The organism is Methylobacterium sp. Leaf104, assembly GCF_001422885.1.
GTDB lineage: Bacteria > Pseudomonadota > Alphaproteobacteria > Rhizobiales > Beijerinckiaceae > Methylobacterium.
In genome coordinates this window covers 537698-563657 of record NZ_LMMZ01000001.1, presented here as the reverse complement: position 1 = coordinate 563657, position 25960 = coordinate 537698, and the positions used below count along the sequence as shown (strand labels likewise).

Here is a 25960-nt window from a genome sequence, read left to right as displayed (position 1 = left end):
GAGCAAACATTCCGTCAACCGGTCACAACCAGCCCCGGATGCGGAAGAAAACGATCGGAATGATGGCGCTCACCAGGATCAGGCCGAGACCGTAGGGATAGCCGTAGGCCCATTCCAGCTCGGGCATGTGCTTGAAGTTCATGCCGTACATGGAGGCGATCAGGGTCGGCGGGATGCCGACCACGGATGCCACGGTGAGCACGCGGAAGGTGTTGTTCTGCTCGATGCTGATCAGGCCGAGGGTCGCGTCGAGGAGGAACTGCACGTTCTCCGAGAGCCGGATCTCGAACTCGTCGAGAGAGGCGATGTCGCGCCGCACGGCCTCGAAGCGCGGGACCTGCTCCTCGCCGAGGATGTGCTCGCACTCGTTGGCCACAAAGGGCAAGATCCGTTCGAGACCGAGGAGGCTCGAGCGGATCTTGCCGAGAGTCTTTCCGCGCCGCCCGATGCCGCGCAGGATCCGGCGCAGAGCCAGATCGCGACGGCGCGGCGTCTGGTTTCGGAGCTTGGTGTCTCCGGCGGGCGCACCGCTGCGGACATCGAAATCGAAGATCCGCGTCGAGAGCTCGTCGAGGTCGGCGCCCATGTCCTCCAGAGAATCCGCCAGGCTGTCGACGAGCTCCTCCATCAGGAGGAGGAAGATCTCGGTGGAGGTGGTGCCAGGCCCGTCGCCGGCGTCGATGCGCTTCTTCACCTCTGCGAAGGCGCGCAACTTGTGGAACCGCACGGTGACGAGGCGATCCCGGGTCAGCACGAATCCCAGGGGCTTTAGCTGCGTGTCGAGCTTGTCGAAGGTCACCATCGGCGTCGAGAGCGAGAAGCCGGTCTTCAGCCGCCGCAGCCGGCTCGAATTCTCGACCTCGCTCAGGGCCTTGCGCGATGGCACGCGGATGCCGGTGCAGGCCTCGACCCGCTCGGCCTCCTCGGCACTCGGATCATCCAGATCGATCCACACCACGTCCGACGGGTAGGCCGCCCGAGGCGCCTGCGCCTGAGGCTCCACCGCGCCCTGCGGACCATGAAGCTTGATCATCCGCGAAGGACTTTCCGTCGGCTTGTGGAATTGGGGATGATCCTGTCGCTGGATCGTCGTCCAAGCCTGCGACAGTCTTGACTCGAACGGCGCCCGCGCCTAACTCGGCGCCATCGTTAGCACTCACCCAAGGCGAGTGCTAACGGCCCGGGTTGAGCGCGCTGCCGCGCCGCATCAACGCCATCCACGAATTTGAAGCAAGAGGGCAGCTCATGAAGTTCCGTCCGCTGCACGACCGTGTCGTCGTCCGCCGCATCGAAGGCGAAGAGAAGACCAAGGGCGGCATCATCATTCCGGATACCGCCAAGGAGAAGCCGCAAGAGGGCGAGATCGTCGCCGTCGGACCCGGCGCCCGTGACGAGGCCGGCCGCGTGAACCCGCTCGACGTCAAGGCCGGCGACCGCGTCCTGTTCGGCAAGTGGTCCGGCACCGAGGTCAAGATCGACGGTCAGGACCTCCTGATCATGAAGGAATCCGACATCATGGGCGTCGTCGCCTAAGTCGGTTTCTGTTCTCCTCCCTTTCACGAGCCCTTCGAGGGCGCCGTCCGGCGCCTCGGGGCCCATCACTGACAAGGATCTGACATGGCAGCGAAAGAAGTCCGCTTCGCCTCCGACGCCCGCGAGAAGATGCTCCGTGGCGTCGACATCCTCGCCGACGCGGTGAAGGTCACGCTCGGCCCCAAGGGCCGCAACGTCGTCATCGAGAAGTCGTTCGGCGCGCCGCGCATCACCAAGGACGGCGTCACCGTCGCCAAGGAGATCGAGCTCGCCGACAAGTTCGAGAACATGGGCGCCCAGATGGTGCGCGAAGTGGCCTCGAAGACCAACGACATCGCGGGTGACGGCACCACCACCGCCACCGTGCTCGCCCAGGCCATCGTCCGTGAAGGCGCCAAGTACGTCGCCGCCGGCATGAACCCGATGGACCTGAAGCGCGGCATCGACCTCGCGACGAAGGCTGCCGTCGAGGACATCACGAGCCGCGCCAAGAAGGTCGCCTCGTCCGAGGAAGTCGCCCAGGTCGGCACCATCTCGGCCAATGGCGACAAGGAAATCGGCGAGATGATCGCCCACGCCATGCAGAAGGTCGGCAACGAGGGTGTCATCACTGTCGAGGAGGCCAAGACGGCCGAGACCGAGCTCGACGTCGTCGAGGGCATGCAGTTCGACCGCGGCTACCTCTCCCCGTACTTCATCACGAACGCGGAGAAGATGGTCGCCGAGCTCGAGGACCCCTACATCCTCATCCACGAGAAGAAGCTGTCGTCGCTCCAGGCGATGCTGCCGGTGCTCGAGGCCGTGGTGCAGACCGGCAAGCCGCTGGTGATCATCGCCGAGGACATTGAGGGTGAGGCGCTCGCCACGCTCGTCGTGAACAAGCTGCGCGGCGGCCTCAAGGTCGCGGCCGTCAAGGCTCCGGGCTTCGGCGATCGCCGCAAGGCCATGCTCGAGGACATCGCGATCCTGACCCAGGGTCAGATGATCGCCGAGGATCTCGGCATCAAGCTCGAGAACGTCACCCTCCCGATGCTCGGCCGCGCGAAGCGCATCCGCATCGAGAAGGAGACCACCACGATCATCGACGGTCTCGGCGAGAAGTCGGACATCGAGGCCCGCGTCGGCCAGATCAAGGCGCAGATCGAGGAGACCACCTCGGACTACGACCGTGAGAAGCTCCAGGAGCGCCTGGCCAAGCTCGCCGGCGGCGTCGCGGTCATCCGCGTCGGCGGCGCGACCGAGGTCGAGGTCAAGGAGAAGAAGGACCGCGTCGACGACGCGCTCAACGCCACCCGCGCTGCGGTGGAAGAGGGCATCGTCCCCGGCGGCGGCACCGCCCTCCTCCGTGCCCGCGAGGCCGTCCGCGCCCTCAAGAGCGACAACCCGGACGTCCAGGCCGGCATCAAGATCGTGCTGAAGGCCCTTGAGGCCCCGATCCGCCAGATCGCCGCCAATTCCGGCGTCGAGGGCTCGATCGTGGTCGGCAAGATTACCGACAACACTTCCTCGATCACCTTCGGCTTCAATGCCCAGACCGAAGAGTATGTCGACATGATCCAGGCCGGCATCGTCGACCCGGCCAAGGTCGTGCGCACCGCCCTGCAGGACGCCGCCTCCATCGCCGGCCTCCTCGTCACCACCGAAGCCATGATCGCCGATGCTCCGAAGAAGGACAGCGGCGCCCCGGCGATGCCGGGCGGCGGCGGCATGGGCGGCATGGACTTCTAAGAAGTCCGAACCGCACCGGATCGGAATGGGGGTCGCCGCGAGGCGGCCCCTTTTTTCATCGGGGCACCGCCATCGGCGCCCCGACGGTCGAGATTGCAGGCGACGTGTCAGCCACCCTTCTTCTTGCCGCGCGCCGCCTTCGCCCTGGTCGCGCGCGATGCGGCCTTCCCGGTCCGATCGTGATCCTTTCGGTCCCAGGATGCGGTGAAGGCAGGGCTTCCGAGGGCACGCGTGAAGCTCGGATCCCCGGCAGGGGATCCGGACCGGCGCCGCGGAAGGGCCTTCGCCCTGACCGCAGGCTCGGCACCGCCGGCGAGATCGGCGAGGCGGCGTCGCAGCCAGTCGGCTTTGGCGAGCTTCGCTTCCGCATGATGCCTGTCGAGGCGTCCGATCAACGCCCGCGCCTCGGCCTCGGTCAGGCCGTCGACGATGAGGGCGTAGGTTTCGGTGCCCAGGCACTTGCGCACCCGCCGCAAGCCATCGAGCGTCAGGTTCTTGGCCTTCAGTTGCTTCACCACCAGAGCGCGGACGGTCCTGGCAAGATCGGCCCGAATATCCGGGAAGACCTCCGGTGAACGCGCGATCGCCCCGAGGGCAACGAAGCCATCCACGTCAAGCGCCATCGAAGACCCCTTTTACTTCCGCGACCAGCGGGATGAGGATGTTGGAGACATGGATGCCGTACTTGCCCGAGAACGTGGGCGGATCGCGGCGCGGCATGAGCGCTCCGGCGAGCGCCGCCGCCTGGGGAATGCGCGTTGCGAAGAGGCGGAAGCCCGCATCCTCGGCGTTCGCTTCCGCCTGGAGCCGCGCCAGCGTGTGCTGGTGCTGGCGAACCTGCGGCTGAAACCGTGTCACCAGGACGTGGGGCTGACGCGCGGGTATGGCCGCGTCGTGCCGCCGATCCTTGTTGCCCCATACCGTCTGGATGAAAGCGTCGAGCCCGTAGGTCGAGAGATAGTCCGGGATCGACGTGACGATCACGAGATCGGCCCCTCGGACCGCGACCTCGGTCATCGGAGAGATGCCCGGTGCGCAATCGAAGAGAATGTAGTCGTAACGCTCCGCGAGCGGCACGAACTCGTCCTCGAAGATCGCCCAGAGCTTTCCGTCGATGGCGCGCATCGAGAAGTTGCGCGCCGTGAGTTCGTAGATGATTTCGCGCTCGACCAGCCGGAGATAGGGACCGGCCGGGAGCAGCGCGACCGCGAGAGGCTCGTTGCGGTGCATGGTGACGCTGATCTGATTGCGGATGCGGGGCGCCAGGAGCGGCTTCTCGCGGCTCACGAGCTTGAGCGCGAGGTAGGCCTCCAGGGTCCGGCCCTTGGCGATCATCTCGGCCAGCACCGTTTCCCCGGCGAGGCAGACCGAGACGCTGGCCTGCGGATCGAGGTCGACGACGAGCACCGAAGCTCCGTCCGCGGCCAGAGCCTCGGCCAGCATGACCACCGTCGTCGTCTTGCCCACGCCGCCCTTCATGTTCGCGACGGCAATCAGCCGGCCGCTCCCCCGTGACCGACGCGCGGTTTCGCCCATGCCCGTTTCTCTCCCAACCTCGTATCCCGTCGCCGTCGGTCGGGACGGTGAGCCACAAACCGAGGGATCGGGGTAACCGAACACGCGAATCACGCGGGCGGATCAGCGGGATGCGTCGCATGTCGGACTCCGACAGGCACCCCCCGCCGGTCACGTCAACGCACGGTTGTCAGGCCCGAGGAAGTCGGTCGAGAAGGGCAGAGCGGATTCGCGGCCAAGCCGCAGCGACAGGCTCGCACGTGCGCCGCCTTCGATCTTCGCCGCGCATGCGGGGGCAACGGACGGCGCGTCGGCATGGGTATGATGCCGGCCCTGCCCGGTGGAGACCGGAGCGAGGGGAATGGGCATGGGCGACGGGAAGCCGGCCCGGACGAGAAGGATATCCGACGCGCGAGCGGTCGGTCATGCTGCTAGAATCCGACTGACGCGGTGCACTGCCGATGGGGACGTGCCCCGGTCCTTTGCGACCCGGGGTCACTGAGGCTTCCGTGCGGCCTTAGCGGCCGAAGATACCCTTGAGGAACTGCGCGGTGCGGTTGCGCTTCTTCTTGCGTTCGAGCTCGTTGGCGTCCTTCACCCAGGCGACCTGCACGACCCGGCGCTCGCCCTCGAACGGCTCGTGGCCGTGCCAGGAATTGTCGGCGCGCAGGAAGGCGAACATGGTGCCCATGGTGGGCGGCACCTCGACGGCGAAGGGCTCGTAGTTCTTTCCGTCGTAGAGTACCCGCAACCGGCCGGCCGCCGGAGCGTCCCAGGCGTCGTTCATGTAGATCAGCATCGTCATCACCTTGGACGGGCCGTCGGTGTGGATCGAACCGTACTTCGGCTGGCTGCGCTTCATGATGGTGGTGAGGCGTGGGCAGGAGACGAGGTCGATGCCGAACTTCTCGCCCATGATGCGAGAGAACTCGTCGCTCTCCAGTTCGTCGATCAGCGCCTTGAAGCGACCCTTGAGGGCGACTTCGTCGACGGTGAGATAGCCAGGCTTGGCGATCGCGGGAAAATCCTGGCGGATCTCGTCGACGGCCTCCGGCTTGAGTACGTCGTTGCCGAGGAAGAAGCTGTAGGGCTCGCGGGAGACCGGGGCGGCCCGCACGGCATCAAGGTTGAGGATCGACAATCCCGTCATGGCTTCGACGTTCGTCCGTTCGGGCGCTCCGGTCCGGATTCGGGCGGTCGCGCACTGGGTGAAGCGCCCAGGCGAGGGCGCAATCCCGGTGGATAGAGCGCCCGATTGCGGCAAGCGGACGGCAACCCCTTTCCGCGCCACGCGGAAACTGCCATGCTTGGCCGTGTCGAAACGGAAAAGTGGCGCCGAGTATCGTGACGAGACGCCTCGCACTCGCCATCTGCGCCGCCCTGGCGACGCCGGCTAGTGCCCAGAGCCCCCTCTCGATGACTCAGCGCATGACCTGTGCCGACGCGATGGCTTTGGTGAAGAGCCGCGGCTCCGTCGCCATCAGCTCCGGTGGCCCCCTCGAACGCTTCGTGCGCGACCGCAGTCAGTGCGGTCTCACCGAAATCGCGGAACTGCGCTTCGTGCCGACCCGCGACAATCCGGAATGCCCGATCGGCTATCGATGTCGTGAGCCGGAATTCGGTGACTGGGATTGGTAGGAAGACCTGCGGCGCACGGATAGTCCGCCGCAGCAGAGCGCCACGATCTCGCCACGACCCGCCTGCAATGCCGGTGCGGTGGCGCTCCCCCGGGGCTCGGCGCCCGACGATTCCAAGAGACGAGGGGAGACGCGCGTGGCCGTATTGAGGACAGGCCTCGGCCTGCAAGCCGCCATCACGGCGCTCTTCGCCCTCGCGCTTCTTCTCCTGCCCGGCGTTTCCGCTCCCCTCTACGTCAGCCTCAGCGGGCTTGCCATGGCGGGCATCCTGCTCGGGTCGGGCCGTCTCTCGTCCTACCTGAAGGTCTTCGTCTCGGTCTACGGCATCGGCTATCTGTTCCTGGCCGGGGCCAAGCAGCTAGCCGTCATGGGTTTTTTGCCTCCGACGCTGGCCGCCCTCCTGCCACCAAGCTTCGCCGCCACCGGCGCCGTGGTGTTCGCCGGCATCGTCCTGGCGATCTCGTACCTGGAGCCGATCCGGGCGATCACGCTGATCGCGGACCCCTACTTTGCCACGACCGACAAGCCGACCCGGGAGATCGGTCCGTTCCGCCTGTTCGGCAGCACCGAGGGAAAGGTCGGCCAGCGCCTCGTTGCCCTGTCGATCTTCATCACCTTTGCGCAGGTCGCGCTGCAGCTGCGCCTGAACTTCTGGTTCCGCGACCTGTTCAACGCCTTGCAGGAATACAACGCCGACGCCTTCTGGTACCAGCTCGTCTGGGTGTTCGCGCCGCTCGCCACCGTGTGGGTCGTTGTCGGCATGTTCGACACCTTCGTCGACGCCACCCTGCACATCCGGTGGCGCACCTGGCTGACGCGCAGCTTCTACGGCCGCTGGCTGGATGCCGGGACGCATTACCGCGTCCCCTTCACCGGTGAGAGCGCCGACAATCCGGATCAGCGTATCCAGAGCGACATCAACCTCTTCATTTCCCAGACCACGACGCTCTCCATCCGCCTCCTGTCGCAGGCCGCGACCCTAGTCTCCTTCATGGTCATCCTGTGGGGCCTGTCGCGCGATTTCGTGCTGCCCTTCACCGATACCGTCGTGCCGGGCTTCCTGGTGTGGCTGGTGGTCGGCTACGCCGTGGTCGGCACCTGGCTGACGCACGTCATCGGACGCCCCCTCATCGGACTCGACTTCCGCCAGGAGAAAGTGGAGGCCGACTTCCGCTTCTCGCTCGCCCGCACCCGCATCTACGGGGAGCAGATCGCGCTCCTGCGCGGCGAACGCGCCGAGACGGTGCGTCTCGGCAGCCTGTTCCACGCCATCGTCGACAACTACATCGACATCATCGTGCGGCGGATCAAGCTCGGCAGCTTCACCCTGTCCTACAGCCAGATCAGCGTGGTGTTTCCCTACATCCTCGCCGCGCCGTCCTACTTCCTCAAGAAAATCACGCTCGGACAGTTTCAGCAGACCGGCGATGCCTTCGGCAGCGTGCAGTCGTCACTGTCGTTCTTCATCAACTCCTACGTCACCATCGCGGCCTACCGCGCCAACACGAACCGTCTGTCGTCTTTCAAGCAGGCCATGACCAAGGCGGAAGCGATCGGCGGGACCGGCGAAGGCCTGCTCCAGGGCAACGACACCAAGGGCGACGTCACCGCCGCGAAGCTCAGCCTCGGCTTGCCCGACGGGCGCGAGATCGTAGCCGCGGACAACCTGACCATCACCAAGGGCGGCGCAACGCTGCTGACGGGGCCATCCGGCTCAGGCAAGTCGACCCTGTTCCGCGCCATCGCGGGGATCTGGCCCTTCGCCAAGGGCCGGATCGACCTGCCCAAGGGGCAGTCGGCCCTCGTCCTGCCGCAGCGGCCCTACATCCCGTTGGGTACCCTGCGCGGCGCCGTCGTCTATCCCAACACCACGGACATGTTCCCGGACGAGGCCATCCGCGACGCCCTCGTGGCGGCACAGTTGCCGACACTCGTCGACCGCCTCGACGAGGTGGATGCGTGGGATCAGCGCCTCTCGGGCGGCGAGCAGCAGCGGCTGGCCGTGGCCCGGGCCGTCCTCGCCAAACCCGACTGGCTGTTCCTCGACGAGTCCACCGCCGCCCTCGACGAGCCGAGCGAGGCCGCGATCTACAGGATGCTGCGCGAGCGCCTGCCGGGCACCACCATCGTGTCCATCGGCCACCGCTCGACCCTGCACGACCTGCACGACCGGCGCCTCGACATGCAGCCAGCCAATGATGGCCGGTTCGTACCGCGGGACGTGACGGCGCCCGTCGCCGCCGAGTAGCCCTCAGCGCAGGAACGTCACCGCGATCGGTGCCAGGATCGCGGTGAGGAAGGCGTTGAATCCGAGGGCGATGCCCGCGAAGGCGCCCGCCACATCATTCACTTGAAAGGCGCGTGCCGTCCCCACGCCGTGAGCCGCGAGACCGGCCGCGAAGCCGCGGGCCCGCATGTCCCGGATGCGCAGGACATTCATCAGGGGCGTCACGAGGATGCCGCCGGTCATGCCGGTGAGCATGACGATGACGGCGGCCAGCGTCGGATCGCCGCCGAGCGTCTGGGCGATGCCCATGGCGACGCCCGTGGTCACGGATTTCGGGGCCAGTGCGATGATGACGTCGCGTGGGATGCCGAGGGCCTCGCCCAGCAGAAGAGCCGAGGCGAGCGCGACCACCGAGCCGACCAGGAGGGCCGCCAGCATCGGCGCCAGGGAGCGCAGCACGGTGGCGCGATACTCATAGAGCGGGATCGCCAGGGCCACGGTGGCCGGTCCGAGCAGGAAGTGCACGAACTGGGCGCCCTCGAAGTAGGTGGCGTAGGGGGTCTTCGTGAGTTCGAGGACGGCGGCGGTGAGCGCGATCGCGATCAGGACCGGGTTCGCCAGGGGATGGCGTCGGGTCGCCTGGGCGATCCGGTCGGCGACCACGTAGGCCAGGAGCGTCACGGTCAGCCACAGAAGCGGCGTCCGCGAGAGGTAGACCCAGACGGCGAAATCCCCGGTCATGACCGGGCTTTCGGCTTCGCGAGCCAGCGCGAGACTGCGACGAAGGTCAGCGCCGTGGCGGCCAGGGTCGTGACGGTCGAGACCAGTACCACAAGCGCCAGGGCGATGCCGTGCACCGCGAGAACATCGAGGCGCCCGACGATTCCCGCGCCGGCCGGCACGAACATCAGCGACAGGTGGGCGAGCAGCCCTTTGCCGGTACCCTCCAGGCGGCCGTCCACGAGCGGCGGCGCGAGCACGCGTCCAGCCAACCGCGGCACCCGATCCCGCAGGACCAGGAACAGCAGCAGCAGCGCCATGCCGATCAAGGGACCTGGGATCGGCAGATCGGTCGCCCGGGCCAGCGCCTCGCCGAGGAGTTGCGCCAGAAGGATCAGGGTGAGGCTGAGGATCATCAGGGCGGCGTGCTCAGCCGAGCGCGCTCTGTCCCTCGGCTGCGCTGCGCCGGGCTTCGCCGATGGCTGCCTCGTCGAGGCCCAAGAGGCCGCCGAGGCGCTCGACCAGGGCCTCCTCGAACTCGTGGACGCTGCCATCGGCACCGGCCACGGACCATGCCATGGCGAGGAGCCGGGCGCGCCGCTCCGGCCCAACCTCGTGGCCGATCATCTCGACGAGCTGCGCCATGTCGCGGGTCTGCGCGTCGAACGCGGCGGCGCGCGCGATCAAGGCCTCGGCCTCGGTCCGGTTCTGCGTGAAACGACCTTCCACCAGGCGGCCGAGGCGTTCGGTCTCCTCTGGCGCCAGGACGCCGTCGGCCCGGGCCACATGCACGAGGAGGGCGATGGCCGCGAGACGCTCATCGCCCTCCTCCGCAACCGCGTCATGGCTTCCGAGGCCGAAGGATTCGGCGGCATAGGCGCGAAGGCGGGCGAGCAGCGACATGACAATCCTTGGAACGCCCTGAATCCTTCATGGGCGACCGTCGCGCCGTCAAGCAAACGGACCTCCGGGCATCACGATGCCCCGGCACCGTGTCCGCGCTGCATCGCTTTTCCCGCCACACCGAGGCCGGTCCAAGCTTGCCATCCGACGCCGTGATCGATATGACCCTCCCCCGAACGGTCCCCTCGGACACGAGTCTCCGACCCGGAACCGCGCCGCAATAGCTCAGCTGGTAGAGCACCTCATTCGTAATGAGGGGGTCGGGGGTTCGAATCCCTCTTGCGGCACCACCGTTCCCTTCTTCATTCGCTCCCATCCGCTGACGTCCAGGTGGTACTTCGTCGGGCGATTTCGTGGCTACGGCAAGGCCGTCACGCGGCCTTCGGGACGGAAGCCTCGCTCGAAGGGCAGCCGGAACATCAATCGAGACCAGGACTTGGTACTTCGTGCCGGCGCTCCCGCCGGACCGCGAGGAGCGACCATGGCGAGCGATACCGAGACGCACCGCGACCTGATCAACGGACTCAAGACCGCGATGGGCAAGGGCGATGGGTCCTTCGAGCAAGCAGTGACGCGCGCCTTCGAGCACGTGTTCGACCACCTCGATCGATTGAACTCACATGTCTCGCTCGGCGGCCCCGGCGGGCAGGATCGCCCGCTGCAACCAGGCGAGTCCGAAACCCTGCGATAGGGATCCGGACCAGCCAGCCTGAGGTCTCGATCGTCGGCGTGCCCACAGCCGGACAGGGGTAGGGATACCTTCCCTCAGCTGCTCTGCGTGGCCCTCGCCCGGACGGGAAGCCGCCAGTTCGGTCGAACGAAGTGGCAGGTGTAGCCGTCGGGGCGTCGTTCCAGGTAGTCCTGGTGTTCGGGCTCGGCCTCCCAGAAGGGACCGACAGGCGCCACTTCGGTCACCACCTTTCCAGGCCAGAGGCCGGATGCGTCGACGTCGGCGATCGTGTCTTCCGCGACCTTCCTCTGCGCGTCATCGGTGTAGTATATCGCCGATCGATAGCTCAGACCGCGATCGTTGCCCTGACGATTGAGGGTGGTCGGATCATGAATCTGGAAGAAAAATTCCAACATGCGGCGAAAACTGGTCCGCTCGGTATCGTAGGTGATCTCGATGGCCTCGGCGTGGGTGCCGTGGTTAGGATAGGTGGCATTCGGAACGTCCCCGCCCGTGTAGCCGACACGGGTCGACACGACGCCTTCCTGGCGCCGGATCAGGTCCTGCATCCCCCAGAAGCAGCCTCCTGCGAGGACCGCGCGTTCATGGCTCATGGTTCACTCCGGATCGAGGCGTGGTGGCGATGACCGATAGATAGGAAGCCGATCAGCGTTTTGCCGCCTCGCGGCGATGTCGCGGCCCTTCGGCCCCGGCAACCAGCGCACCGCTTTCGCCGCTCGCCCGCTCCGCTGTGCCCGAGCGCACATCCGCACCGTCGATCCGGGTGCATCACAAAGCCGGCCGCCATCGCCCCCTCGGCGGCCACGACCAGCGGCGCAGCGGCTCACCGGCCCTGCGTCGTTTGCTTTTGCACCGGGAGTTTCGCCGATGAGACCAAGCCCGCTCGTCCGCTGGTTCGGTCTCGGCGCGGCCCTCCTGATCGGCTCGGCGGCGCAGGCGCGCGAACGCACGCCTCCCGAGGTGAGGGCCTGGCTCTCGGACGTCATCGCGAAGATCGATGCCGCCGATCCTGGGCGGACCGCGCCGGCACGGAGGCGCAGGATCGGAACGGTGGTGGTCCGGGTCGAGATCGCCGCCGACGGCTTCGTGAACCGGGTGGATGTCGAGGGAAGTTCGGGTGTGGCCGATCTCGATCAACGGGCGCAGCGGCTGGTCAGGGCGGCCGGCCCCTTCAGCCCGCCGCCGAAGCCGCTGTTGACCCCGGCCGGCACGACGGAGCTCAGCTTCCCGATCCGCCTCGACCGCTGACCTTACGGAGGTCCGAAGCCGGGCGCCGCCGAACCGAGCCGTGGGTCGGATGCGACGGCGAGGCCGAGGCTCCCCTAGGATGTCCCGAGGTACGGGAGCCAGGCCGCGAGGGCGAGAAGCGCCGCCAGCAGGACCGGCGGCGTCAGGACGAGCCCGACCCTCAGGTACTGGCCCCAGGTGATGCGCTGGCCCTTGGCGTCGAGGACATGCAGCCAGAGCAGGGTCGCGAGGCTGCCGATCGGCGTCAGCTTCGGGCCGAGATCGCAGCCTATGATGTTGGCGTAGATCATCAATTCGCGGGTCAGGGGTGACAGGTCCGGGGCCTGCTGGATCGCGAGCGCCCCGACCAGGACGCTCGGCATGTTGTTCATCACGGAGGACAGCAGGGCGGCCCCGACGCCCGTCCCGAGCGTGGCGGCGACCGGTCCCGCAGCGGCGAGGCGGACCAGGCCCCGAGCCAGGATCTCGGTGAGGCCGGCATTCTTGAGGCCGTAGACCACGAGGTACATGCCGAGGCTGAACAGCACGATCTGCCAGGGGGCTCCGGCCAGGACCTTGCGGAGCGGGATCACCCCGCTCCGGCCGGCAAGGGCGAGCAGGACCAGGGCACCGGCGCCGGTGACGGCCGAGACCGGGACGCCGAACGGGGCGGTGACGAAGTAGGCGCAGAGCAGGACGGCGAGGAGCGGAAAGGCCGCGCGGAAGACCCCGGCGTCGCGGATGACGCGCCGGGGGGATTCCAGCGCGTATACCGCGTAGGTCGTGTCGAGGTCGCGCCGGTAGAACAGCCACAGCACCGCGAGGGTCGCGGCCAGGGAGACGAGGTTCACCGGCACCATGACGGCGGCGTAGCGGCCGAACGATATCGCGAAGACATTCGCCGAAACGATGTTGACGAGGTTCGAGATCACCAGGGGCAGGCTGGTCGAATCGGCCACGAAGCCGCAGGCGACGATGAAGGCCATCGCCGACGCCGGCCGAAATTCGAGCCTGACCAGGATCGCCAGCACGATCGGGGTGAGCAGCAGGGCGGCGCCGTCATTGGCGAAGACCGACGCGATGGCGGCGCCGAGGAGAATCACCAGCGGGAACAGCCGGCGGCCGCGGCCGCCGCCCCAGCGCGCGATGTGCAGGGCGCCCCAGTGGAAGAAGCCCGCTTCGTCGAGGAGGAGCGAGATCACGATCAGCGCCACGAAGGTGAAGGTCGCGTCCCAGACGATGTGCCAGACCACCGGGATGTCGCCGGGCTGGATGACGCCGGTGGCCAGCGCCACGGCGGCCCCCGCGAGCGCGCTCCAGCCGATCCCGAGTCCCCGCGGCTGCCAGATGACGAGGACCAGGGTGACTACGAAGATGACCAGGGCGAGCATCGGTTCTTCTTGTTCTTGTCGGATCGAGATCTTGCGCGGGTCTTGTGGAAGGCTCGGATCAGGCCCCCGTGACGGACCGGCCCTGCGCATCGGCGACGGGCGCGCCGTCCGCCGCGGCGAGGGCGCCCGGCTGGGGCGGCAGCAGGGCGAGCACGGTCTCGGAGGGGCGGCACAGGGCGACGGCGAGGGGGCTCACGACCAGGGGACGGTTGAGCAGGATCGGATGCGCCGCGATGGCCGCGAGGAGCCGGTCGTCGGTGAGGCCCGGGTCGTCGAGGCCGAGTTCGGCGTAGGGGGTCCCCTTCTCGCGCAGGAGGTCCCGGATGGTGAGGCCCGCCCGCTCGGCGAGGCGGCGCAGCAGGGCGCCGGTGGGCGGCGACGTCAGGTATTCGACCACGTGCGGCTCGATGCCGGCGGCGCGGATCAGGCCCAGCGCGTTGCGGGACGTGCCGCAGGCCGGGTTGTGGTAGATGACGACGTCCATCAGGCGGTCTCCGGGCAGCAGGCCGACAGGGCGGCGACGGCGGGGGCGCAGACCTCGGGCCGGCCCTGGCAGCAGTCGCGCATCAGGAACTGGATCAGCGCCGACAGGTTCGGGTAGGCGGCGCTGTAGTGGATCGAGCGGCCGGCGCGCCGCGCGCCGACGAGCCCGGCGCGGCTGAGCTCCTTCAGGTGGAACGACAGGTTGGTGGCGGAGATGCCGACCGCCTCGGCGAGCTGCCCCGCCGCCAGGCCCTCCGGCCCGTCGGTGACGAGGTGGCGCACGATGCGCAGGCGGTGCTCCTGGCCGAGGGCCGCGAAGGCGGCGACGGCTTGCCCCTCGTCCATCATGATGTCAATGTTTCAAGCATCATTGAAACGTAGAGGACCGGCGCGCCTTGGACAAGACCCCTCCCTCGAACAGTTCCCCGTTGGACCACCCCCCGCAGCCCTTCGCCGACGGGCTGCCGGCCCTGAGCGGCCCCCACTTCGCCGTCCCGACCGCCGGCGATCTCGCGGGGGCGCGGCCCTTCGCCCACGCGCCGCGCTTCCTCCTGCTCTACGGCTCCCTGCGCGAGCGCTCCTTCAGCCGGTTCCTGGCCTACGAGGCGGCGCGCCTGCTGGAGGCGATGGGCGGCGAGGTGCGGATCTACCACGCGCACGGCCTGCCGCTGCCGGACGATGCCACCGCCGACCATCCCAAGGTGCGGGACTTGCGCGCCCTCTCGGTCTGGTCCGAGGGCCAGGTCTGGGTCAGCCCCGAGCGCCACGGGGCGATGACCGGGGTAATGAAGGCACAGATCGACTGGCTGCCGCTGTCGGAGGGTTCGGTGCGCCCGACGCAGGGGCGGACCCTGGCGGTGATGCAGGTCTCCGGCGGCTCGCAGTCGTTCAACGCGGTCAACGGCCTGCGCGTGCTCGGGCGCTGGATGCGGATGATCACCATCCCGAACCAGTCCTCGGTGCCGATGGCGTACAGGGAATTCGACGAGGCCGGCCGGATGAGACCGGGTCCGCTCTACGACCGGGTGGTCGATGTCTGCGAGGAACTGGTCAAGTTCACGCTCCTGACCCGCGCGCGGGCCGACTACCTCGTCGACCGCTACTCGGAGCGGAAGGAGCGGGAGCCGGAGCGGCTCCGGGCGGTGGCCGCCGATATCGGGTTCGGCACGCGGCCGGCCTGAGGCCCCGTGGCGAAGCGCCCTGTGATCGAACCACGGCTGCGCCGGGCCGTTGAGGCTGGAGGGTCGCGGAGCGAAAAAGGCCAGATGCCAGAGACAGCGGATATCAAGGCGCACATGGAAGTCCGGTCGTCGGACGGGCTCCATGTGGGGACGGTCGACCACATGGAGGGCGATACCCTCATCAAACTGACCCGGTCGGACCCCGCCGCCCATGGCCGCCACCACCTGCTGCCGCTGGCCTGGGTCGAGCGGGTGGACGAACACGTCCACCTCACCGCCACGGCCGCCGATGTCCGCGGCTACTGGGAGGATGCCGGCTGAGCGGCGCTCGCCCCCGGGCGACCTTTCGTCCGGTCGCCCGCCCTGCGGCCGGCCCTAGATCGGAGAAGCGTTGCGCTCACGCAGACGTGCGGCAACCCAGATTCGCGCCATCGAAAACTTGCGGCGGTCGAAGCGTTGCGACCGCAGAAGCGTTGCGACGACACGACCGCCCGGACAGGAAATTCTCGGACACCATGGAACGGCCCAGCGTCATCGTCGGCATCCACGGCTTGGCCAACAAGCCGCCGGTCGATGAGAAGACGCGCTGGTGGCGCGAGGCCATCGCCGAGGGCCTGGCGCGGAACGAAGGACTCGCGGATGCCGCCTTCGGCCTCGCCTTCGTGTACTGGGCCGACCTGCGCTACGAGGCGCCGCTCGCCAGCGACGCCATCGCCGAGCCGTACCGGCCGCAGGCGGAGGCGAGCCCCCTGCCAGCCGAGGCCGACGCCCCGAGCCTCACCGGCCAGGACGTCCTCGCCACCCTGTATGCCGGGATCGACCGCATCGAGGAGGCCACCGGGATCACCCTCGTCGACGACGTCATCCTGGAACACCGCTTCGACGATCTCTGGCACTATCACGGCGAGCGCGCCTTCGCGGCCGAGGTCCGGAACCGCCTGAGCGAGCGGCTGGCGCAGCTCCGCGGCCACCGCATCCTGCTGGTCGCCCATTCCATGGGCTCGGTGATCGCCTACGACGTGCTGCGGCTCCTGGAGCGGGACCGGCCGGACCTGCGGATCGACCACCTCGTCACCGTCGGCGCCCCGCTCGGCCTCGCCAAGGTGAAGATGAAGATCGCGGCCGAGTTCGGCGAGGCCCGGGTTCCGAACAACCTCGGCCACTGGACCAACCTCGCCGACGGCAACGACATCGTCACGCTCACCGGCACCCTGGCGGAGGATTTCCGGCCGAACGATGCCGGCGTCGCGGTCGCCGACCACCGGGTGGTGAACGACTACCGCCGGCCCACCGGCGAGGCGAACCACCACAAGTCCTACGGCTACCTGCGCACGCCGGAGTTTTCCCGGATCGCGCGCGGATACCTGGAGGCGGAGGCGCGGCCGACGGAAGCGGCCGTCACCGGACGAACACCGCCTCGATCGCCGGCGCATTCGGATCTGAGCAACGCCGATTGAGCGCGGCAGCGGCTGTGCGCGACGGATGCGGCGTGGGGTGCGACCGCGGCAGATGATCCGCCGCCCGCTTCCGGTCCCGCTGATGGCCGCGCAGACCCGGGTTCCCGGCGAGACGGGCGATGGGATGCGTGATCAGGGCTCCGCGCCGTCACTCCCGGGCGTCGCGGGCAGGTCCGAATGCGATGCCGTCGGCCCACGAAAAAGGGGACGCCTCGCGGCGTCCCCCGATATCGATCGATGTCGGGCCGATGCTCAGCGCTGGCCGGCGTGGTCGCCGTCGCGCAGGGTGCCGGTCGGCTCCTGCACGTGGGCCTCCAGGAACCAGAGCTGCTTGTCGACGCCGCGCGAGACCTCGGTAAGGAGGTCGGCCGTGCCGGCATCGCCCGCCTCGTCGGTGTCGTCGATGTTCTGGCGCACGGCGTTGGCGTAGACGCCGTAGCGGTCGATCAGCGCGGCCAAGTGGTCGGCGATCGCGTAGGCGTCCAGGGGATAGGGCTTCAGCTGCGAGGCCGAGGCGACCGCCTGGGCAGTGCCGCGCGCGGTGCCGCCGAGCTGGGTGATGCGCTCGGCGACCTTGTCGTTGTAGTCGTCGAGCTCGGTCCGGAAGCCATCGAGCATCTCGTGGATCCCGATGAACTGCGGGCCCTTGAGGTTCCAGTGCGCCTGCTTCACGTCGAGGGCGAGGTCGATTCCGTCCGACAGGCGCGCGTTCAGCACGTCGATCGAAACCTTCTTCGCGTTGGACTTGGTGCCGTTCTGGGTCTCGTGGAGACGCTGGTTACCGGCTTGGGTCTTATCGGCCATTCGGATCGTCCTTCAGTCTCGTGGCAAGTCTCGTGGAAGGCGCACCGCGCGACCTGCACCAGGGGCGGTGGCGGCGCCGAGCCTCCGATTTCGGCTGAGCTTGATCTCGGGCGAGCGGCGGCATGCGCCGCCCACACGGTCAATCTGCCAAACAACGACAGGCTCCGGCCCATGTTCCTGCCGATCTGGCCGTGCGGGGGGCGTTCCCGGTGGATCACGGACCAGACATGCGACTCCCGCATGGACCCACCCCCCTGCCCTCCCGTCCGATGCGCGCGGCGCGCAGGCGATCGTCAACCATAAATTGACGTCGCCGGCTCCGCCGCGAACGATGTGAACAGGATCGCGTTGGCCGACGGTGCGAAAGAGAGATCGAGGGGCGCGCGTTCATCTGACCTGACGTATGTCCGTGCTTGCCGCCGACCTCGATTCGCCCGCCGTCCCGAGTCTCTCCGCCGCACCAGGTCTTTCAGTCGCCCGGCTCCAAGGCCCGGATGTCCAACGTGGTAAGACAAAGGTGAATGGCGATGCGGCTCGATCCTCGAAACACGGTGGCAATTCTTAAGACGAGCGCGCTTAATCTTGCTCAGGATCGGCGGCAGTCCAACGCTCGTCATTCACTTCACCGGCAGCCGCGCTGCCACCCTACCGGGCATGGCATATCGCGATGATCAGTCCAGAGGTCGCTCGAAGCCGTCCGGGTGGCGGCCCGTCCGCGTCGGCCGTGCCCGGCGCCGCGCCCCTGCGCATCCTCGTGGTGCACAACCGCTACCAGGTGCGCGGCGGCGAGGACTCGGTGGTGGCCCAGGAGGTGGCGAGCCTGCGCCGCGCCGGGCAGACCGTCGAGACGCTCTTCTTCGACAATGCCGGCATCCGCACCGGATGGGACCGCCTGCGCACGGCCTACGAGGCGGCGCACGCGCCGCGCGGGATCGCCGCCGTGGTCGAGGCGGTGCGCGCGTTCCGGCCCGACCTGGTGCATGCGCACAACGTGTTTCCGCAGGTCTCGCCGGGCATGCATGCGGCCGTGCGCGCCGAAGGGGCCGCCACCGTGCAGACCCTCCACAATTTCCGCGTGACCTGCGCCAACGGCATCCTCATGCGCGAATCCCGACCTTGTGAGGATTGCGTGGCCGGCTCCCCCTATCGGGCGGTGCGGCACGCCTGCTATCGCGGCTCCCGTTTGGGATCGCTGGCGGTGGCGCGGATGATCGACGTGCACCGGCGGGCGGGCACCTGGCAGCGGGACGTGGACCGCTTCATCGCGCTCACCCCCTTCGCCCGCGCGCGCTTCCTCGCCGCCGGCCTCCCGGAGAGCCGCATCCGGATCAAGCCGAACGGCCTCGCCGATCCGGGCCTCGCCGATCCAGGCCTCGACACCGCCGGCCCGCGGGCCGGCATCCTGTTCGTCGGGCGGCTCGTGCCCGAGAAGGGCGTCGGCACCCTGATGGAGGCCGCGCGGCTCGGCCGCGCCCCCGTGACGGTCATCGGCGAGGGTCCCGAGGAGGCGGTCCTGCGCCGCGCCCCCGGCCTCACCGTCCTCGGCCCCCAGGACCGGGCGGCCGTGCAGGCGGCGATGGCGCGGGCGGCCGCCCTGGTGGTGCCCTCGCACTGGTACGAGGGCCTGCCCATGGTCATCGCCGAGGCGTTCAGCCTCGGCACGCCCGTCGTCGCCTCGCGCATCGGCGCCCTGGCCGACCTCGTCGCCGACGGCGAGACCGGCCTCCTGGTGCCGCCGCGCGATCCCGCGGGGCTCGCCCGCGCCCTCGACCGGATCGTCGAAGACCCCGACGCCGCGCGGGCGATGGGCCGCCGGGCGCGCCAGGCCTACGAGCGCGACTGGACGGAAGCCGCCGTCACCGCGCGCGCGCTCGCGATCTACCGCGAAGCCGTCGCGGCCCGTTCCACAGACACCGACCGGGCCGCCGCATGACGCGCCCTCTCATTCCGGACACCGACATGCCTGCGCGCGCCTGGGGCCACGATCCGGATGTTCCGCACTTCCTTCTGGGCGGCGTCCCGGTCTCGATCACCGACATGGGCGGCCTCGTCGCGGCGCTCCGCCGCCGCCTGGGCCGGCCCACCCCCGCGCCGGGCACCTTCGTGGTCTTCCGCGACGCGCACGGCATCGTCCGGGCACAGGACGAGCCGGAGGTGCGCGCGGCCCACGACGCCGCCCTCCTGGTCTGCGCCGACGGGCGGCCCCTGGCCTGGGTCGGGCGCCTGCGCGGCCACAGGGCCATCGCCCAGGTGCCGGGCATCGAATCGGTCGAGGCCGTGTGCCGGGCCGGCCTCGAGCCGGGCTGGCGCCACTTCTTCCTCGGCGGCGGACCCGGCGTGGCCGAGAAGCTCGCCGCCGAGATGGCCCGGCGCGCGCCCGGCCTCGCGGTGGCCGGGGCCGAGACCCTGCCCTACCGGCCCCTGACCGAGCCGGAGGCCGGGGACCTCTACGCGCGCCTGCGCGCCAACGGCACCCAGGTCCTGTGGATCGGGCTGAGTACGCCCAAGCAGGAGCTCTTCATGCAGGCGCACACCCCGTTCCTGCCGGGGATCGTCGCCATGGGCGTGGGGGCGGCGTTCGACGTGAACATCGGCACGATCCCGCGGGCGCCGCGGGTGATGACCTGGTGCGGCCTCGAATGGCTCTTCCGCCTGATCCAGGAGCCCCGGCGCCTGCGCGCCCGCTACGCCCAGGTGGTGCCGCGCTTCCTCGCCATCGTGGCCTTCGACCGCGCCCGCCGGGGCAAGCGGGCCGCGCCGCCGCACGGCGTCCCCCTGTTCTGAGCCGGGTTCAGGCGAGGGCGGGGCCGAGCGCCGCGCGGTAGGCCCGCGTCGCGGCGTCGAGGGAGAACCGTGCCAGGGCCGGCACGGCCCGGCTGCGGAAGGCGGCCCGCCGCCCGGGATCGTCGAGGAGCGCCAGGGCCGCGTCGGCCCAGCCCGCCACCGTCATCGGGCGGACCTCGCCGCATCCGGAGGCCGCGACGAGCTCCCGCGCCGCGCCCGAATGGGGCGAGGCGAGCACCGCCGTCCCGCTCTGCAGGGCCTCCTGCAGGACGATGCCCCAGACGTCGCCCCGGCTCGGGAACAGGAACAGCCGCGCCGAGGCGTAGACCGCGCCGAGATCCGCCTGCTGCACGAAGCCGTCGAACCGCGCCGCGACCCCGGCCGCCGCCAGGCGCGCCTCCATCTCGGCGCGCAGGGGGCCGTCGCCGGCGACCCGGACCCGGAGAGCCCGGCCGCTCGCCGCACAGGCGAGGACGACGTCGGTGAAGAAGCGCGCGCCCTTCACGTCCTCGTTGAGGATGCCGCAGAACAGGAGGTCGTAGGGCCGCTCCGCCTCGGGCGTGCCCGCCGCCGGGCCGGCATCCCAGGCCGGGAAGAGCGGGGCCAGCGCGAGCCGGTCGGCGGGCAGGCCGTAGCCTTCGAGGAGGGCGAGGCTGCCCGCGCTCGGCCCGAGGCCGAAGCGCGCGCCCGGGACCAGCAGCCGCCGCATCGCCCGGTGCGGCCGCGAGCGCCGGCCGGGATCGGTCTCGGGCACGCCGTCGGTGCGCAGGCCGTAGGGCACGCCGAGGGCGCGCGCGGCCGCGGCGGCCATCAGCATGGTGGGGGCGAAGTCGTTGACCACGAGGACGCTCGGGCGCAGGGCGGCGAGGCGGGGCACGATGGCCGGATTGACGTAGAGGTTGCTCACCGCGCTGCGGTACCAGCGCAGGCCCGGCACCACGGCGAAGCGGTAGGCCTCCGGCTCGGGCATCTCCCATTGCCGGGCCGCCTCGCGGGCGCTGCAGGCCAGCACGTGCAGGGGCCGGTCGAGGGCGGCGCCGAGGCGCTCGTAGAGGCGGTGCATGTACGGCGCGCGCGCGCCGATCACGATCACCACGGGGCCGTCGCGGCGCCCGGATGCGGTCCGGCTCATCGGGCGGCGCGCGCCCGCCCGCCCACCAGGGCATCGATCTGGTAGAGGCCCCAGTCCGGCTCGAGGACGTGGCGCGGCATCAGCATGAGGTCGTCCGGTCCCCGGGCCGCGCCCCGGCGGGTGGTGTGGAAGCTGCGGTAGCCCGCGTCCCGGGCCAGCGCCGTGTCGCGCGCCGGGTCGAAATCGGTGCCGGCCACGCCCCAGGGGCAGGCGAAGTCCCGGATGGGACGGCCGGTCAGCGCCTGCAGGTCCCGGCGCGAGCGGGTCAGTTCCGCGCCGATCTCCGCCGCGTCGAGGCGCGCAAGGTTGCGGTGGGTCGCCGAATGGGAGCCGACGTCGAGGCCGGCGGCGAGCCAGTCCGCCACCGCGGGGCGGTCCATGTAGCCGGCCCGGTCCGCGTCCGGGGGCGCGTCGATCCAGTCGCTGACGAGGAACAGGATCGCGGGGACGCCCAGGCTGCGCAGCACCGGCAGCGCCACCGCGTGGGTGTCGGCGTAGCCGTCGTCGAAGCTGACGAGGAAGGAGCGGCCCTGGGCGGCCTCCCCGCGCGCGACGAGGTCGGCGGCCCGGTCCGCCGTGACGAAGGTGCCGTGCCGGGCGAGGAAGCGCAGCTGACGGGCGAAGCGCTCCTGCCGGCCCGGGGCGACATGGTGATAGCAGAGCGTGTAGAGCCCGGGCGGCGCCGCCGCCATCGACCGGGACAGCGCCCGCACCCGCAGGGCCGCCTCGCGCAGGACGGGCGTGTCGCGGATGAAATGTTCGAACGTCCTGGGCATGACGCGACCTTAACAGATCCGCGGCTGATCAGCAGCGACGCGACGGACATCCCCGGAACCATTCGCCAACAGCGTTAAATTAAGGATCTTCACAGTCTTGCCTGAAGACGAGCGCCGCGCGAGCGGGGATGGCAGGCATTTCACCGTAAGAAGGCGCCTCGATCGATCGACCTGACGGACCGACGCCCGTGGCGGACCTGCGAGACATGAAACTCCGATGAGCGCGGCACTGACCATCCGTCCCTGTCCGGACCCGGCCGTCTGGGACGAAGCGATCTGGTCGCTGCCCCGCGGCAACGTCTTCGCGTCGTGGATGTGGGGCGCCTACAAGGGCAGGATCGGCTGGGACGTGACACGCCTCGTCGTGCGCGATGCCAGCGAGGCGCCGGTGGCGCTGATCCAGTACCAGGTGAAGCGGCGCGGCTTCGTGCGCTTCGTGCTGCTCCAGGGCTGCCCGCTCCTCACCGAGAAGGGCGAGAAGCACGCCGACGCGGTGGTCGCCCTGTTCCTCGAGCACCTGGCCCTCGGCCGCCTCGACCTCGTGGCGGTGAGCTTCGAGCATTTCCAGTCCGACGCGATCCTCCTCGCCCTGCTGGGTCACGGCTTCGTGCCGGCGCAGTCGGCCAAGTACTTCACCCTGGAACTCGACCTGACGGGGGGCACCGAGCCGCTCCTCCAGGCGATGGACCAGCGCTGGCGCAAGGCCCTGCGCAAGGCCGAGCGCAATCCCGACCTGACCACGCGCTTCCTCACCGACCTCGACGAGCGCCTCGCGGCCTTCGACGCCTTCTGGGAGATGTACGGCGCGCTCCAGGCCCAGAAGGGCTTTCGCGACAGCCTCAACGGGCCGCTCTTCCGCGACCTCGTCGCGCGCGATCCCCACCACCGCATCCTCGAGGTCCGCGAGAAGGGCGAGCGGGTGCTGATCCGCATCGCCCACGTCTCGGGCCGGCGCTTCACCGATTTCTACACCGCCTCGAACGATCGGGCGCGGGCCTGCGCCGCCCCGACCCTGGCGGTCTGGCGCTTCGTCGAACAGGCCCATGCCGAGGGGCGCCGGACCTTCGATTTCGGGGGCATCGACCCGGCCAACAACCGGGGCGTCTTCGAGTTCAAGCACGGCCTGAGCAAGACGCCGGCCCTCAGCGGCCCGCGCTGGATCTATGGCCGCACCCCGCGCCTGCGGGATGCGGCGGCGGCCTTCCTGTCCTATCGCTGACCGACGCGTCCCCCGGAGGTCGATGGTCCCGCAAAGCCCCGTGATCCAGCCCCGCGGCGACGAGGCCGGGCTCGTCGCCCGCGCCCTGCGCTTCGCCCGGCGTCCGGCCCTGGCCTCCCTGCTCGACCAGGCCGTCGTCAGCGGCTTCGGCTTCGTCAGCGGCATCGCCACCGCGCGCCTGGTCGGCATCGAGGAATTTGGGCTCTTCGTCCTGATCCTGATCGTGACGGCCTTCGCGCAGGGGCTGCACAACGCGCTGGTGACGGCGCCGATGATGACGCTGGCGGCGCGGGGGCGGCGATCCGCCTCGACCTACGACGCCACCGTCCTGGCCGCCGCCCTCCTCGCTGCGGTGGTGGCCGCGGCCGGCGTCGCCCTGGCCCTCGTCGCCGTCTTCGCCCTGCGCCACCATGCCGTGGAGCCGGGCGTCGTCGCCGCCGGCGCCGCCCTGACGGTGGCGCAGAACCTCCAGCTCACCGTGCGCCGAACCCTGTTCGCCCGCGGGCGCGGCCTCGTCGCCGTAGCGATGGACACCGCCCGGGCCGTGGCCTTCCCCCTGGCCCTCGCGCTCGCCTGGTGGTGCGGCCTCGTCCTCGACGCGGCCCTGGCCACCGCGCTCCTGGCGGGCACCGCCCTCGTCACCGCCGCCCCCCTCGCCTACGGCATCTGGCGCGCGCCGCGGCGCCCGCTGCGCCTCGTGCCGGTGGCGCGGCGGCACTGGGGCATCGGCCGCTGGATGTTCCCCCTGGTCTTCGTCACCTTCGGGCAGGAGCAGCTGGCCTGGATCGTCGCCGGGATCGCGCTCGGCGACGAGGCGATCGGCGGCCTGCGGGCGGCGCAGTACCTCGTCGGCTTCGTGATCATCCTGCTGACCGCCACGGAGAACATCCTTCCCACGGCCGCCGCGCACGCCTTCGAGACCGGCGGCGACCGGGGCCTGCGCGCCTATCTGGAGCGGGCGACGCTGACCCTCGGGCCCGTGGTCGCCCTGCTCCTCCTCGCCATCGCGCTCCCGGCCGGGACCTGGCTCGCCCTGGTGTTCGGGCCGGCCTTCGCGGACTACGCCGCCAGCGTGCGCATCCTGGCGCTCGCGGTCGCCTGCATCTTCCTGCGCGATATGGTGACCCAGTATTTCCGGGCGATCCAGGACACCGGCCCGGTCTTCCGCGCCTTCGTGGTCAGCCTCGTGGTCTCCCTGGCGATCATGGTCCCGCTGATCGCCTGGTACGGGATCACCGGGGCCGCCCTCGTCATCACCATCGGGCACGCGGTCTCGGCCGCGCACCTGATCCTGACCATGCGCCGGCGTTCGGCCCGCGGCGGCTGAACCGCCGGATCCGGGCGCCGGGCGTCAGTCGGGCGCCGGGCGTCCTCGGCCGTCGGGGTCAGGCCGCGAGGGCCTTCATCCAAGAGACCAGGGCCGGCTGCGCCTCGCGGCCCATGCCGGACAGGGCCGCGCTCAGTCCCGTCTCCCGCGGCAGGACGCCGAAGCGCCGGTGGAACGCGCGGGAGAACGCGCTCTCGCTGGAGAAGCCGGTGGCGTAGGCCACGGCCGAGACCCGCGGCTTCCCGCCGGGCGCCGTCAGCAGGCGCATCGCACGCAGCAGGCGCCGCTCGCGGATATAGGCGGCGACCCCGCCATCGGCCTCGAACACGCGATAGAGGTTCGAGCGGGACAAGCCGAACCGAGCGAGGATCGCGGGGGCATCCAGCGCCTCCGAGCCCAGCTCCGCCTCGATGAAGCGGCGGATCGCGATGCTGGTCAGCCGGTCCGAGGCCCGGGCGGCGCCCTCGTCGGGCTGGAAGCAGGCGTTGCAGAGATGCGCGGCCGAGAGGGAGAGGTGGCGGGCCTCGTGGGCGCTCAAGCCCTCGGCACAGGAGGCGAGCCCCGACAGGAAGGTGTGGAACAGCCGACGCACCGGCGTGCCGCCGTAATCCAGGGACTGGCCGTGCAGGCCCTCGATGGTCGCGATGTGGTCGGCCAGGTGCGCGCGGGGCAGCATGATGTTGGTGGCACAGACCGCTTCCGCCTCGGTCACCACCGGCTGCGCCATGTCGAAGACGACCAGCTGCCACGGCTTCACCGCGGCGGCCCGGCGCCCATTCTCCACCTTGCTCTGCCCGACCGTGTAGAATTGCAGCAGGATGTGGTCGACGCCCTGGCGCGCGATCATGCGGGCGTTGCGCTCCAGGCGCTGGGCCGGCGCCGAGACGCTGCCGAGCAGCACGGAGCCGAAATTGTAGGTCGTCAGCCCGATGCCCGCCGACAGGTCGGCGTCGCGGGCGACCGTCACCGCGTAGATCGACGCCAGATGCGCCTCCCAGGTGCCCGCCCGCCGGTCCGGATCGGCGGGCAGGCGGAACCGGTCGCACGGGATCGCGGAAGCCGAAGCCTCCGAAGCGGGATCTTGCGAAGCGGGGTCTTGCGAAGCGGGGTCTTGCGAAGCGGGGTCTTGCGGATTCGGCGTCTCGGACATCGCATCTCATTCGACGGTCGGCGGCGCGCCGGGGGACGACGGACCTGCGCGGGCCGGACCCGACCCACCGCGCGA

Annotated in this window: 29 protein-coding genes and 1 tRNA gene; 14 read left to right on the top strand and 16 right to left on the bottom strand. The window is 69.9% G+C overall.

The window, feature by feature from the left end; translation table 11 throughout:
- Nucleotides 1-22: 22 nt before the first annotated feature.
- On the bottom strand, nt 23-1033 hold the full coding sequence (locus ASF49_RS02645) for a magnesium transporter CorA family protein (protein WP_056467195.1): 1011 nt from the start codon (nt 1031-1033) through the stop codon (nt 23-25).
- A 212-nt stretch (nt 1034-1245) separates the two neighbouring features.
- On the opposite strand from ASF49_RS02645, the gene groES reads away from it, so the two are divergent.
- Both groES and groL read left to right on the top strand, forming a co-directional pair.
- On the top strand, nt 1246-1533 hold the full coding sequence (gene groES, locus ASF49_RS02640) for a co-chaperone GroES (protein ID WP_018042554.1): 288 nt from the start codon (nt 1246-1248) through the stop codon (nt 1531-1533).
- A gap of 84 nt (nt 1534-1617) precedes the next feature.
- Nucleotides 1618-3261, top strand: a complete 1644-nt coding sequence (gene groL, locus ASF49_RS02635) for a chaperonin GroEL (RefSeq protein WP_056467192.1) — start codon at nt 1618-1620, stop codon at nt 3259-3261.
- Between the two features lie 107 nt (nt 3262-3368).
- Here the strand turns inward: groL and ASF49_RS02630 are convergent, their stop codons facing one another.
- From ASF49_RS02630 to ASF49_RS02620, 4 genes are all read right to left on the bottom strand, one after another.
- Entirely contained in the window at nt 3369-3884 is a 516-nt protein-coding gene (locus ASF49_RS02630) for a hypothetical protein (RefSeq protein WP_200930000.1), read from the bottom strand.
- Nucleotides 3874-4890, bottom strand: a complete 1017-nt coding sequence (locus tag ASF49_RS02625) for a ParA family protein (RefSeq protein WP_243214314.1) — start codon at nt 4888-4890, stop codon at nt 3874-3876. Before ASF49_RS02625 ends, ASF49_RS02630 begins: the two co-directional genes overlap by 11 nt.
- A gap of 57 nt (nt 4891-4947) precedes the next feature.
- On the bottom strand, nt 4948-5145 hold the full coding sequence (locus ASF49_RS23460) for a hypothetical protein (RefSeq protein WP_156652777.1): 198 nt from the start codon (nt 5143-5145) through the stop codon (nt 4948-4950).
- Between the two features lie 148 nt (nt 5146-5293).
- Nucleotides 5294-5926: a 2OG-Fe(II) oxygenase gene (locus ASF49_RS02620; RefSeq protein WP_056467183.1), complete on the bottom strand. Its 633-nt coding sequence runs from the start codon at nt 5924-5926 to the stop codon at nt 5294-5296.
- Between the two features lie 194 nt (nt 5927-6120).
- Here ASF49_RS02620 and ASF49_RS02615 point away from each other — a divergent pair, with 194 nt between their 5' ends.
- Together ASF49_RS02615 and ASF49_RS02610 are read left to right on the top strand one after the other, a co-directional pair.
- Nucleotides 6121-6414 carry a hypothetical protein gene (locus tag ASF49_RS02615; protein ID WP_243214315.1) on the top strand — a complete coding sequence of 98 codons (294 nt, stop codon included), beginning with the start codon at nt 6121-6123 and terminating at the stop codon, nt 6412-6414.
- A 135-nt stretch (nt 6415-6549) separates the two neighbouring features.
- Complete coding sequence (locus ASF49_RS02610) at nt 6550-8661, top strand: ABC transporter ATP-binding protein/permease (RefSeq protein ID WP_056467177.1); 2112 nt, start codon at nt 6550-6552, stop codon at nt 8659-8661.
- A 3-nt stretch (nt 8662-8664) separates the two neighbouring features.
- Here ASF49_RS02610 and ASF49_RS02605 read toward each other — a convergent pair whose 3' ends face one another.
- Genes ASF49_RS02605 through ASF49_RS02595 form a run of 3 tightly spaced genes read right to left on the bottom strand, consistent with a single transcriptional unit; the run spans nt 8665 to nt 10263 of the window.
- Complete coding sequence (locus ASF49_RS02605) at nt 8665-9381, bottom strand: LrgB family protein (protein ID WP_056467174.1); 717 nt, start codon at nt 9379-9381, stop codon at nt 8665-8667.
- Nucleotides 9378-9776, bottom strand: a complete 399-nt coding sequence (locus ASF49_RS02600; RefSeq protein WP_056467171.1) for a CidA/LrgA family protein — start codon at nt 9774-9776, stop codon at nt 9378-9380. The genes ASF49_RS02605 and ASF49_RS02600 overlap by 4 nt, the downstream gene beginning before the upstream one ends.
- A gap of 13 nt (nt 9777-9789) precedes the next feature.
- Complete coding sequence (locus tag ASF49_RS02595) at nt 9790-10263, bottom strand: tellurite resistance TerB family protein (RefSeq protein ID WP_056467167.1); 474 nt, start codon at nt 10261-10263, stop codon at nt 9790-9792.
- A 214-nt stretch (nt 10264-10477) separates the two neighbouring features.
- Here ASF49_RS02595 and ASF49_RS02590 point away from each other — a divergent pair.
- Nucleotides 10478-10553: transfer RNA gene (locus ASF49_RS02590), tRNA-Thr, on the top strand.
- A 191-nt stretch (nt 10554-10744) separates the two neighbouring features.
- Nucleotides 10745-10954 carry a hypothetical protein gene (locus ASF49_RS02585; protein ID WP_056467164.1) on the top strand — a complete coding sequence of 70 codons (210 nt, stop codon included), beginning with the start codon at nt 10745-10747 and terminating at the stop codon, nt 10952-10954.
- A 74-nt stretch (nt 10955-11028) separates the two neighbouring features.
- Here the strand turns inward: ASF49_RS02585 and msrA are convergent, their stop codons facing one another.
- Nucleotides 11029-11547 (bottom strand): peptide-methionine (S)-S-oxide reductase MsrA, encoded by a 519-nt coding sequence (gene msrA, locus ASF49_RS02580; protein ID WP_056467161.1) that lies wholly within the window; start codon nt 11545-11547, stop codon nt 11029-11031.
- A 274-nt stretch (nt 11548-11821) separates the two neighbouring features.
- Here msrA and ASF49_RS02575 point away from each other — a divergent pair, with 274 nt between their 5' ends.
- The gene (locus ASF49_RS02575) at nt 11822-12202 is read left to right on the top strand and encodes an energy transducer TonB family protein (RefSeq protein ID WP_056467158.1); all 381 of its coding nucleotides are present in this window, start codon (nt 11822-11824) and stop codon (nt 12200-12202) included.
- 74 nt (nt 12203-12276) lie between these two features.
- Here the strand turns inward: ASF49_RS02575 and ASF49_RS02570 are convergent, their stop codons facing one another.
- From ASF49_RS02570 to ASF49_RS02560, 3 genes are read right to left on the bottom strand one after another with little or no spacing between them, the layout of a single operon-like run.
- The gene (locus tag ASF49_RS02570; RefSeq protein ID WP_056467155.1) at nt 12277-13572 is read right to left on the bottom strand and encodes an arsenic transporter; all 1296 of its coding nucleotides are present in this window, start codon (nt 13570-13572) and stop codon (nt 12277-12279) included.
- 58 nt (nt 13573-13630) lie between these two features.
- Complete coding sequence (gene arsC, locus ASF49_RS02565; protein WP_056467152.1) at nt 13631-14056, bottom strand: arsenate reductase (glutaredoxin); 426 nt, start codon at nt 14054-14056, stop codon at nt 13631-13633.
- The gene (locus ASF49_RS02560; protein WP_056467148.1) at nt 14056-14403 is read right to left on the bottom strand and encodes an ArsR/SmtB family transcription factor; all 348 of its coding nucleotides are present in this window, start codon (nt 14401-14403) and stop codon (nt 14056-14058) included. Before ASF49_RS02560 ends, arsC begins: the two co-directional genes overlap by 1 nt.
- Before the next feature lie 80 nt (nt 14404-14483).
- Between ASF49_RS02560 and arsH the strand changes: the two genes are divergently transcribed.
- From arsH to ASF49_RS02545, 3 genes are all read left to right on the top strand, one after another.
- On the top strand, nt 14484-15236 hold the full coding sequence (gene arsH, locus ASF49_RS02555; protein WP_056467145.1) for an arsenical resistance protein ArsH: 753 nt from the start codon (nt 14484-14486) through the stop codon (nt 15234-15236).
- Nucleotides 15237-15350: 114 nt separating this feature from the next.
- A complete protein-coding gene (locus ASF49_RS02550) occupies nt 15351-15557 on the top strand; it encodes a DUF2171 domain-containing protein (protein ID WP_156652775.1) in 207 nt (68 codons plus the stop codon).
- Nucleotides 15558-15751: 194 nt separating this feature from the next.
- Nucleotides 15752-16693, top strand: coding sequence for a lipase/acyltransferase domain-containing protein (locus ASF49_RS02545; protein WP_056467138.1), 942 nt, complete (start codon nt 15752-15754; stop codon nt 16691-16693).
- 252 nt (nt 16694-16945) lie between these two features.
- Here ASF49_RS02545 and dps read toward each other — a convergent pair whose 3' ends face one another.
- Entirely contained in the window at nt 16946-17497 is a 552-nt protein-coding gene (dps, locus tag ASF49_RS02540) for a DNA starvation/stationary phase protection protein Dps (protein WP_056467134.1), read from the bottom strand.
- Nucleotides 17498-18164: 667 nt separating this feature from the next.
- Between dps and ASF49_RS02535 the strand changes: the two genes are divergently transcribed.
- Both ASF49_RS02535 and ASF49_RS02530 read left to right on the top strand, forming a co-directional pair.
- Nucleotides 18165-19430 (top strand): glycosyltransferase family 4 protein, encoded by a 1266-nt coding sequence (locus ASF49_RS02535; protein WP_244472825.1) that lies wholly within the window; start codon nt 18165-18167, stop codon nt 19428-19430.
- Nucleotides 19431-19456: 26 nt separating this feature from the next.
- Nucleotides 19457-20281, top strand: coding sequence for a WecB/TagA/CpsF family glycosyltransferase (locus ASF49_RS02530; RefSeq protein ID WP_162240954.1), 825 nt, complete (start codon nt 19457-19459; stop codon nt 20279-20281).
- A gap of 7 nt (nt 20282-20288) precedes the next feature.
- Here ASF49_RS02530 and ASF49_RS02525 read toward each other — a convergent pair whose 3' ends face one another.
- A complete protein-coding gene (locus ASF49_RS02525; RefSeq protein WP_056467129.1) occupies nt 20289-21413 on the bottom strand; it encodes a glycosyltransferase in 1125 nt (374 codons plus the stop codon).
- On the bottom strand, nt 21410-22189 hold the full coding sequence (locus tag ASF49_RS02520; RefSeq protein ID WP_056467126.1) for a polysaccharide deacetylase family protein: 780 nt from the start codon (nt 22187-22189) through the stop codon (nt 21410-21412). The genes ASF49_RS02525 and ASF49_RS02520 overlap by 4 nt, the downstream gene beginning before the upstream one ends.
- A gap of 217 nt (nt 22190-22406) precedes the next feature.
- On the opposite strand from ASF49_RS02520, the gene ASF49_RS02515 reads away from it, so the two are divergent.
- Both ASF49_RS02515 and ASF49_RS02510 read left to right on the top strand, forming a co-directional pair.
- On the top strand, nt 22407-23408 hold the full coding sequence (locus tag ASF49_RS02515) for a lipid II:glycine glycyltransferase FemX (protein WP_056467123.1): 1002 nt from the start codon (nt 22407-22409) through the stop codon (nt 23406-23408).
- A gap of 22 nt (nt 23409-23430) precedes the next feature.
- Nucleotides 23431-24735 carry a lipopolysaccharide biosynthesis protein gene (locus ASF49_RS02510; protein WP_082510754.1) on the top strand — a complete coding sequence of 435 codons (1305 nt, stop codon included), beginning with the start codon at nt 23431-23433 and terminating at the stop codon, nt 24733-24735.
- A 58-nt stretch (nt 24736-24793) separates the two neighbouring features.
- Here the strand turns inward: ASF49_RS02510 and ASF49_RS02505 are convergent, their stop codons facing one another.
- Entirely contained in the window at nt 24794-25885 is a 1092-nt protein-coding gene (locus ASF49_RS02505; protein WP_056467116.1) for a helix-turn-helix domain-containing protein, read from the bottom strand.
- Nucleotides 25886-25960: the final 75 nt, after the last annotated feature.

Coding starts and splice junctions, on each gene's coding strand:
- dps (WP_056467134.1), bottom strand. CDS start 17,497: ATGGCCGATAAGACCCAAGCCGGTAACCAGCGTCTCCACGAGACCCAG.
- ASF49_RS02605 (WP_056467174.1), bottom strand. CDS start 9,381: ATGACCGGGGATTTCGCCGTCTGGGTCTACCTCTCGCGGACGCCGCTT.
- groL (WP_056467192.1), top strand. CDS start 1,618: ATGGCAGCGAAAGAAGTCCGCTTCGCCTCCGACGCCCGCGAGAAGATG.
- msrA (WP_056467161.1), bottom strand. CDS start 11,547: ATGAGCCATGAACGCGCGGTCCTCGCAGGAGGCTGCTTCTGGGGGATG.
- ASF49_RS02600 (WP_056467171.1), bottom strand. CDS start 9,776: ATGATCCTCAGCCTCACCCTGATCCTTCTGGCGCAACTCCTCGGCGAG.
- ASF49_RS02585 (WP_056467164.1), top strand. CDS start 10,745: ATGGCGAGCGATACCGAGACGCACCGCGACCTGATCAACGGACTCAAG.
- ASF49_RS02620 (WP_056467183.1), bottom strand. CDS start 5,926: ATGACGGGATTGTCGATCCTCAACCTTGATGCCGTGCGGGCCGCCCCG.
- ASF49_RS02535 (WP_244472825.1), top strand. CDS start 18,165: ATGATCAGTCCAGAGGTCGCTCGAAGCCGTCCGGGTGGCGGCCCGTCC.
- ASF49_RS02630 (WP_200930000.1), bottom strand. CDS start 3,884: ATGGCGCTTGACGTGGATGGCTTCGTTGCCCTCGGGGCGATCGCGCGT.
- ASF49_RS02510 (WP_082510754.1), top strand. CDS start 23,431: ATGGTCCCGCAAAGCCCCGTGATCCAGCCCCGCGGCGACGAGGCCGGG.
- ASF49_RS02595 (WP_056467167.1), bottom strand. CDS start 10,263: ATGTCGCTGCTCGCCCGCCTTCGCGCCTATGCCGCCGAATCCTTCGGC.
- ASF49_RS02530 (WP_162240954.1), top strand. CDS start 19,457: ATGCCTGCGCGCGCCTGGGGCCACGATCCGGATGTTCCGCACTTCCTT.
- ASF49_RS02545 (WP_056467138.1), top strand. CDS start 15,752: ATGGAACGGCCCAGCGTCATCGTCGGCATCCACGGCTTGGCCAACAAG.
- ASF49_RS23460 (WP_156652777.1), bottom strand. CDS start 5,145: ATGCCCATTCCCCTCGCTCCGGTCTCCACCGGGCAGGGCCGGCATCAT.
- ASF49_RS02645 (WP_056467195.1), bottom strand. CDS start 1,033: ATGATCAAGCTTCATGGTCCGCAGGGCGCGGTGGAGCCTCAGGCGCAG.
- groES (WP_018042554.1), top strand. CDS start 1,246: ATGAAGTTCCGTCCGCTGCACGACCGTGTCGTCGTCCGCCGCATCGAA.
- ASF49_RS02515 (WP_056467123.1), top strand. CDS start 22,407: ATGAGCGCGGCACTGACCATCCGTCCCTGTCCGGACCCGGCCGTCTGG.
- ASF49_RS02560 (WP_056467148.1), bottom strand. CDS start 14,403: ATGATGGACGAGGGGCAAGCCGTCGCCGCCTTCGCGGCCCTCGGCCAG.
- ASF49_RS02575 (WP_056467158.1), top strand. CDS start 11,822: ATGAGACCAAGCCCGCTCGTCCGCTGGTTCGGTCTCGGCGCGGCCCTC.
- ASF49_RS02505 (WP_056467116.1), bottom strand. CDS start 25,885: ATGTCCGAGACGCCGAATCCGCAAGACCCCGCTTCGCAAGACCCCGCT.
- arsC (WP_056467152.1), bottom strand. CDS start 14,056: ATGGACGTCGTCATCTACCACAACCCGGCCTGCGGCACGTCCCGCAAC.
- ASF49_RS02520 (WP_056467126.1), bottom strand. CDS start 22,189: ATGCCCAGGACGTTCGAACATTTCATCCGCGACACGCCCGTCCTGCGC.
- ASF49_RS02570 (WP_056467155.1), bottom strand. CDS start 13,572: ATGCTCGCCCTGGTCATCTTCGTAGTCACCCTGGTCCTCGTCATCTGG.
- ASF49_RS02550 (WP_156652775.1), top strand. CDS start 15,351: ATGGAAGTCCGGTCGTCGGACGGGCTCCATGTGGGGACGGTCGACCAC.
- ASF49_RS02525 (WP_056467129.1), bottom strand. CDS start 21,413: ATGAGCCGGACCGCATCCGGGCGCCGCGACGGCCCCGTGGTGATCGTG.